This is a genomic window from Gallibacterium genomosp. 1 (assembly GCF_000771875.1).
In the GTDB taxonomy this organism is placed as follows: Bacteria; Pseudomonadota; Gammaproteobacteria; order Enterobacterales; family Pasteurellaceae; genus Gallibacterium.
On record NZ_JPXX01000030.1, the window covers coordinates 1 to 7,257 of the forward strand.

General features: G+C 42.9%; 6 protein-coding genes. 1 reads left to right on the forward strand and 5 read right to left on the reverse strand.

Features of this window, described 5'->3' with window-relative positions:
- Positions 1 to 272: 272 nt before the first annotated feature.
- The 3 genes from JP36_RS10070 to nfsA are packed head-to-tail and all read right to left on the reverse strand — an operon-like array spanning position 273 to position 2,839.
- A complete protein-coding gene (locus JP36_RS10070) occupies positions 273 to 1,145 on the reverse strand; it encodes a ferritin-like domain-containing protein (RefSeq protein ID WP_039174360.1) in 873 nt (290 codons plus the stop codon).
- 14 nt (positions 1,146 to 1,159) lie between these two features.
- Positions 1,160 to 2,071: a RimK family alpha-L-glutamate ligase gene (locus JP36_RS10075; RefSeq protein ID WP_039174362.1), complete on the reverse strand. Its 912-nt coding sequence runs from the start codon at positions 2,069 to 2,071 to the stop codon at positions 1,160 to 1,162.
- Positions 2,072 to 2,119: 48 nt separating this feature from the next.
- Entirely contained in the window at positions 2,120 to 2,839 is a 720-nt protein-coding gene (nfsA, locus tag JP36_RS10080) for an oxygen-insensitive NADPH nitroreductase (protein ID WP_039174364.1), read from the reverse strand.
- A 153-nt stretch (positions 2,840 to 2,992) separates the two neighbouring features.
- Between nfsA and JP36_RS10085 the strand changes: the two genes are divergently transcribed.
- On the forward strand, positions 2,993 to 3,256 hold the full coding sequence (locus JP36_RS10085; RefSeq protein WP_039132950.1) for a GrxA family glutaredoxin: 264 nt from the start codon (positions 2,993 to 2,995) through the stop codon (positions 3,254 to 3,256).
- A gap of 59 nt (positions 3,257 to 3,315) precedes the next feature.
- Here JP36_RS10085 and JP36_RS10090 read toward each other — a convergent pair whose 3' ends face one another.
- Positions 3,316 to 3,876, reverse strand: coding sequence for a YtfJ family protein (locus JP36_RS10090; RefSeq protein WP_234702189.1), 561 nt, complete (start codon positions 3,874 to 3,876; stop codon positions 3,316 to 3,318).
- Positions 3,877 to 3,963: 87 nt separating this feature from the next.
- Positions 3,964 to 7,146, reverse strand: coding sequence for a type I restriction endonuclease subunit R (locus JP36_RS10095; protein ID WP_039174368.1), 3,183 nt, complete (start codon positions 7,144 to 7,146; stop codon positions 3,964 to 3,966).
- Between the last annotated feature and the right edge of the window lie 111 nt (positions 7,147 to 7,257).

The window sequence follows — 7,257 nt, forward strand, 5'->3', positions numbered from 1 at the left end:
GTTAGCGTTTTTTTTAGTTACTACTTTGCTTTCTTACAAGAAAGTAATAATGCAACACGACATATTTTCCGCTCAAATCAGCCAATAACCAATAAATAATATGATGTATCAAATTTCCTGCATTCGCCATCTTCCATCACCTAACAACCGAAAATGAGAACATCGGATCAGCGGCATTTGCAAGAAAGCGACAGGTGCTTAAAGCGATTAGATGGGTTATGTAATATTTTGGATAAGAATTTATGGCTTCAAATAGAAACCATAAATGTATATTAAAGATCTCCTTTCCTGTCTTTGCGTAACGACTCCTCAATTTCTTTAATCCAGTTAAGTTCAAATTTTGTAAAACCAGCTTGTAAGCGAGCATCTGTATTAATTACCCCTTTGAAAATAACAATTCGATATTGACGTAGAAGCTCGGAAAAGCTGGTAAGAGGATCAAGATTACGTTGTTGGCAAAGTGCGTGATACCAATGGTTACCGATAGCGACGTGTCCGATCTCTTCATTGAGAATAATGGTGAGAATCTCAACTGCACGAGAATCTTTACGCTGAGCCATTTTTTCTCGTAATGGTGGTGTGGCATCTAAACCACGCGCCTCCAATACACGAGGTACTAATGCCATTCGTTGCCAAATATCGTGAGCTGTGGCTTGAGCCATTTCCCATAAACCGGCGTGAGCCTCAAAATCACCATATTGGTAACCAAGTGATTGCAGATGTTGTTTAACCAGTGAAAAATGATAAGTTTCTTCGTGTGCCACTTTCAGCCAATCTTTAACAAAAGCAATGCCTTGCCCAAGTTGTTGCTGTGCATCACGGCCAAAACGCCATGCTGCATCTAAGCCAAGGTTAATTGCATTGAATTCAATATGTGCAATAGCGTGAAATATAGCGGCGTAACCTTCAGCACTGGAAAACGCCCGTCTCGGTACATTTTGCGGTGCGACTAATTTCGGTTTGTCAGGAATCCCAACAATTTCATCTTTTGGTGTAACTATCGGATAATTATCAATATTTTCAAGCAGTTGCCATTGCCAATTTTGTACCATTAATTGATTTACTAGCTCACATTTTTTTTGAGGCTCTTTTTCCGACAATGCGCTAGTGATTGCTTGCCAAAATGGGATGATTTCAGGTGTCATATTATTCCTTTAATTTATTTTGTTGATGAAGCGGCGATAATTTTTTTCTCTAAATAAACAATCATTTGCAGTGCGATATCCAGTTTACTGGTTTTTTCGATTAATTCTAAACCGGGGCTAGCGTTAACTTCTAAGATCATTGGACCTTGATGAGTGCGGATAATGTCTACACCGGCAATATCTAGCCCAATAACTTGTGCTGCTTTAATAGCTAATTGTTGTTCTTGTGCCGTTAAAGTTGTTGGCACAGCACTGCCACCGCGATGGAAATTGGCTCGAAACTCACCGAGTTTGCCTTGACGCTCCATTGCGCTAATTACGCGATTTCCAATCACAAAACAGCGTAAATCATCACCTTTAGCTTCACTGATAAATTGTTGTGCTAACACCGGAATATTGGCGTGTTTTAGAGTTTCCAGCACACTGGTGGTACTGTTGTTTTCCGGCATTAACATTACTCCGATACCTTGTGCGCCGGTCAATGTTTTTAAAATTGCCGGAGATCCAATATTCTGCGAGATTAATTCTGCACTCACTTCATTACCACCTAGAGTGGTTGTTGGCACTGGTAATTGATGTTGATGTAGCACTTGCAGGCTTTGCCATTTATCGCGTGCAAGAGCAAAAGATTGCGAACCGTTAAGAATTGGTGTGCTGAGTGTTTCAAAATAACGTAGAACTCGGCACCCCATTTCAGTACTGGTAGTACCAAAACGAGGGATAACACCATCATAATGTGGTAATGGTTGATAATCTTGTGTATCTATAGCCTGATAATAAAGGCGAGGCGTGCCTTGATGAGGCAGTTGTAGAATACAGCGATTAGGATCGAGAATATCCATTTGGTGACCGCTTTCAATCGCTGCCTCCTGCAAACGTACACAGCTATAAAGACGAGGCTCACGGCAGAGCATTAGTAGTTTCATCAAAACTCCTTTGGAACAACATCTTATGTTGATTTTTGCATTGAGACATTATTTTTTAGCAAAGCCTTGTTGATGCAAATAAGGCAGTACACCTGGGCGAACAGGTTTATCCAACGCTTTGATGACGTTTTTGCTCCAGTTGTTGTCAATATTGCTGCGAGCTTGGTAATAATCGGCAGTAAGTTGATCAAATTCAGCCAATTTGCTTTTATCTAATGGTTGATAGTGATTTTCGAAAAACATCATTTCATTTGGTAAACGTGGTTTTAGCGGCGGATCCTGATTCGGGTAACCTAAACACATTCCGACTAAAGGCAGTGTGTGTTTTGGCAATTGCAATAATTCTCCAACTTTTGCCATTTGATTACGCAATGAGCCGATATAGACACCGCCTAATCCAAGTAATTCAGCACTCGCTAAAACATTTTGTGCCATAATGCCGGCATCAACTGCTCCAATTAACAGCACTTCAGTCCATTCCAGTTGTGCTTGTGGGAAAATGTCAGCGTGTTTGGCAAAGTCGATACAAAATACCCAAAATTCAGGAGCTGAAGCAACATATTGTTGATTAGAACACCATTCCATCAGTTGTTGACGCATTATCTGATCGGTTACGCGAATAATAGAAACGCATTGTAAGTGGTTGGAGGAAGAGGCCATTCTGGCAGATTGAATCAATTGCTCACGCAAGTTGGCATCAATTTCTTTATCTAAAAATTTACGGATAGAACGGTGATGATGTAATGTTTTTATTGCATCTACAGACATAAGTTACTCCCTTAATAAAAATTTTTTCAATTAAAACGATTTTAATTGATATGATATACCAATCGCTATAATGCTTAAAATAATTTCACGTTCTTATTTATCTTGCGATACAATAATGGCGTTTTTATTAATTAATTGAATAAGGAGTCAATAATGTATACAGTAATTTTTGGTCGTTCAGGTTGCCCATATTGCAGAAGAGCAAAAGAGTTGGCAGAAAAATTGAAAAACACCGTTGAGGATTTTGATTATCGCTATGTTGATATTATCGAAGAAGGTATCAGTAAAGCAGATCTTTCTAAATCTGTTGGTAAACCGGTGGAAACTGTGCCACAAATTTTTATTGATGAAAAACCAATCGGCGGTTGTACTGATTTTGAAGCATTAATGAAAGAAAAATTTGGCGTTGTCGCTTAATGTTAAATTAGGTTTATCAGAAAACAAGTCGTTGATACCCCACGTTGAGTGGGGTATTTTTATTTAAGCAAATCAGAAACTAAATCAATTACTTGCTGATTTTCTTGTTCAGATAATTTCCCCTCTTTGGCAAATCGGACAATACCATTTTTATCTAGTACTAAAATTAGTGCATTTTCGGGTTGTAATTGCCAATGCTGTTTGACTTTGCCATTATCATCAACAACCACCATCGTGTAAGGAAAATCTTTTTTACCACGTTCGGTTTTGCTTTTTGCCATACTGCTCATACCAAGTGTAGCATCTGCGATATTAACAATTGTGGTGGTTTGATATTTATCGTGTGGAAATTTGGCTGCTTTAATTTTGTCCATTAATGGGTCATTCATTGATTTTACGGAGATACGCCCTGCCATATGTTGAACAACACGCACTTTACCATTTAGACGATCACTATTCCACGCTTGATATTGCACGTTATTGCCGTTAAGTAATACTTCTCCACTTTGCACATCGTTAATAGTCAAAGGGGCTTTACCAACCACTAAATTATGTGCGTTTGCCATAAAAGGTAAAGTAGTAGCCGTTAACATCAAAAAAGTTTGTAATAATTTCATCATTATCTCACAGTAAAATAGGAAAACATTATTTTAACAGGGAAACTGCTTTTCAAAAATCACTGTTTTGTTTGCATCAAAATGAGTATTTTATTCACTGCTCAAATTGTCCGCCACCACTTCCGCTTGTTTCAAAACAAACTCAATAGCGTCTGTTGCCAAATCAGGTGGGTATTTGTATTTCAGCAAGGCACGGCGGATTAGCACACGCATTTTGGCACGCACGGCTTCTTTGTGTTGCCAGTCGATGGTGACGGATTTACGCAGTTGGGCGGTGATTTCTTTGGCAAGGGCGGTGAGGGTAGCATCTTCCATTTTTTCCACCGCACTTTGATTTTGGATTAAGGCATCGTAAAACGCCAGCTCTGTATCGCTTAGTCCTAACGAGCTACCACGCGAGAGGTGTTGCTCGAACTCTTTCGCCATTTCCACCAGCTCTTTGATGATTTCCATCACGCTTAAATTGTGGTTGTGGTATTGGTTCATCGCTTCTTTGAGCCGTTGTTCAAAGGTTTTTTGCGTGCCGAGATTGTTCTGTGCTTTGTTTTTAATGGAAGATTTCAGGTAGCCCTCAATCGCTACGAGCCATAAATCGGGCGTGTCGCTGGCTTCCACTCTGCCCATAAATTCTTCGGAAAGCAGGGAAAGATCGGGGCGTTCTTCTTCCATTAAGTCGAACAAATCCACCACGCCGTCTGAACGCACCGCTTGGTTGAGCAGGGTAACCAGTTTTAATTGTCGCTCTTTGGGTGAGTTGGGGCGGTGCTGTTGCTCAGGCTTCACAATAGTGGCACGCACGGCATCATAAAAGGCGATTTGCTGGCGGTAGGGCTGGATTTCTTCCATTGAGCCACACAGGGAAAAGCCTTTTTTCGCCAGTCGCACTGCTTGCAGAAAGGCATTTTTGCGTGGGGTTTTCTCCCCTTGTGCGGATTTTTGCGGATAAAGTGCGGTGTGATTTTCTGCTGTTTTTTGTCGATCTAAGGCGAGGATATGGTTCGCCGCTTGGCAGATGGCATTGAGTAATTTTTCAGGCTCGCTGATGTGTAATGCCGCTGTTAAATCAAAGGGTTTGCCGTCCACAGGGCTGGCGAATTGCCCGCGAATGATGTCCAAATATTCCAACATTTTTTGGAAAACTTGATGAATATCGGTGGTAACGCTGTCTTTGCCGCCTGCATTGGTGTATTGCTGGGTGGCTTGTTTCAGCTCCTCTGCTAAGCCAATATAATCCACGATCAAGCCGCCATTTTCACGGCTTTTGTTGCGAAAAACGCGGTTCACCCGTGCAATGGCTTGCATTAGGTTATGCCCTTGCATTGGTTTGTCGATGTACATCGTATGGCAACAAGGGGCATCAAAGCCCGTGAGCCACATATCTCGCACGATCACCAGTTTGAGCGGATCATCAGGGTCTTTAAAGCGTTTTTCTAACTGCTTTTTCTCGGTGAACGGGTAAACGTGGGCTTGCATTTCTTCGGGGTCGCTGGCACTGCCCGTCATCATCACTTTCACCACGCCTTGATTAATATCATCGCTATGCCAATCGGGGCGTAATTTAATGATTTCATTATATAATTTTACACAAATACGGCGACTCATCACCACCGCCATCGCCTTGCCGTCTGAAAGTTGATTGCGTGCTTCAAAATGTTGCACCAAGTCTTGGGCGAGGTGGGCGAGGCGTTGTTCTGTTCCCATTAATTGTTCCAGTAAGCGGAAAGAATAGCTCTCTTCGTCTTCCTCTAAAATTTCTTGGGCTTCTTGCACGGCGTGATGAAATTGCTGGCTTTCTTGCAAGGGAATTTGGCGTGCTTCGTAAATAATCGGCACGGTTGCGCCGTCTTCCACCGCGTCTTGAATATCGTAAATGGAAATATAACGCCCGAACACCTCTTGCGTGTCCTTGTCTTCAAGGCTCAGTGGCGTACCCGTAAAGCCGATAAAACTGGCGTGGGGCAGGGCAGCACGCAGGTATTTAGCGTAGCCATCACGATATTGCCCTTGCTGGTTGATTTTTTGCGAAAAGCCATATTGTGAGCGGTGGGCTTCATCGCTGATCACAATAATATTGCGGCGGTCGTTAAGGACAGGGTGTTGCTCCTCGCCCTCACGCAAGCCGAATTTTTGAATGGTGGTAAAAATAATGCCGCCGCTTTCCCGTTTCGCCAGCTCTGCACGCAATTCTTCCCGACCGTTGGCTTGAATCGGCGTTTGGCGGGTGATGTCTTGATCTTGGCTAAAAGTGGCAAATAGCTGACCGTCTAAATCATTGCGATCGGTAACCACCACAATGGTGGGATTTTGCAATTCAGGCTGGCTGATGAGTTTGCCGGCATAAAACAGCATCGACAGCGATTTGCCCGAACCTTGCGTATGCCAAATCACACCGATCTTGCGACTATCGCCCAAATAGGCGGCGATAGTGGATTCCACCGCCGCATTCACGCCGTAAAACTGATGATAGGCGGCGATTTTTTTCACCGTTTGTCCACGGCTATCGCTTTCAAACACCACAAAATCACGCACATAATCAAGCAACACCGCAGGTGAAAACAGCCCTTGCAACAGCCCTGTTTGCTCATTTTCAAAAGGAATGCGTTGGCTCTGCTGGCTTTCGTCCACCACTTTCCAAGGCAAAAAGCGTTGAAAATCCGCCGTGAGCGAACCAAGCCGAGCGGTTGTGCCATCTGAAATCACCATTAATTGATTGAACACAAACAAATCGCTGATTTCCCGCTTATAGGTTTGCAACTGCTCAAAGGCTTTATCAATGCCAGCATTCACCTTGAGCGGATTTTTCAGCTCAAAAATCGCCATCGGTAAGCCATTGATAAAACACAAAATATCAGGAATGCGTTTGCCTTTTGTGCCTTGAATTTCCAACTGATTAATCGCATCAAAACGGTTTTTTTCAGGCTGCCTGAAATCCACCAACAACGCCACATCGTGCTTTTCCTGCCCGTTTTCCTGATAACGCACCGCCACGCCTTGCTTGAGCTGACGATAAAACCGCTGATTACGCTCCGCCAATGGGGCAATATCACTTTTGCACACCTCCGCAGCCACCTCTTCCAACACTGCAAGCGGCAAATGGGGATTAATCCTCGCTAAGGCTTCCAACAGCAACGGCTTCAACACCACCGCTTGCGTTGTCTCCCGCCAAGGATAAGCCAACCCAGCCAGCACCTCCTTACCATAGGCATACGCCCAGCCCAGCGATTGCAACTGCTCCAGTGCTAAATTTTCAATGGTGGATTCGTTGATGTGCATAGTGTTTCCTTTTTATTTTGTATGTAATCAATAACCAAATTTCGACCGTATCGTGAGGTTCTCGCTATGGTGGTTTTTTAATCTAAATTTTAATCTCCCCTAGCCCCTCTT

Bases quoted from the DNA above. Each gene is read 5' to 3' on its own strand.
- JP36_RS10070 (WP_039174360.1), bottom strand. From the start codon at position 1,145: ATGACACCTGAAATCATCCCATTTTGGCAAGCAATCACTAGCGCATTG.
- JP36_RS10075 (WP_039174362.1), bottom strand. From the start codon at position 2,071: ATGAAACTACTAATGCTCTGCCGTGAGCCTCGTCTTTATAGCTGTGTA.
- nfsA (WP_039174364.1), bottom strand. From the start codon at position 2,839: ATGTCTGTAGATGCAATAAAAACATTACATCATCACCGTTCTATCCGT.
- JP36_RS10085 (WP_039132950.1), top strand. From the start codon at position 2,993: ATGTATACAGTAATTTTTGGTCGTTCAGGTTGCCCATATTGCAGAAGA.
- JP36_RS10090 (WP_234702189.1), bottom strand. From the start codon at position 3,876: ATGATGAAATTATTACAAACTTTTTTGATGTTAACGGCTACTACTTTA.
- JP36_RS10095 (WP_039174368.1), bottom strand. From the start codon at position 7,146: ATGCACATCAACGAATCCACCATTGAAAATTTAGCACTGGAGCAGTTG.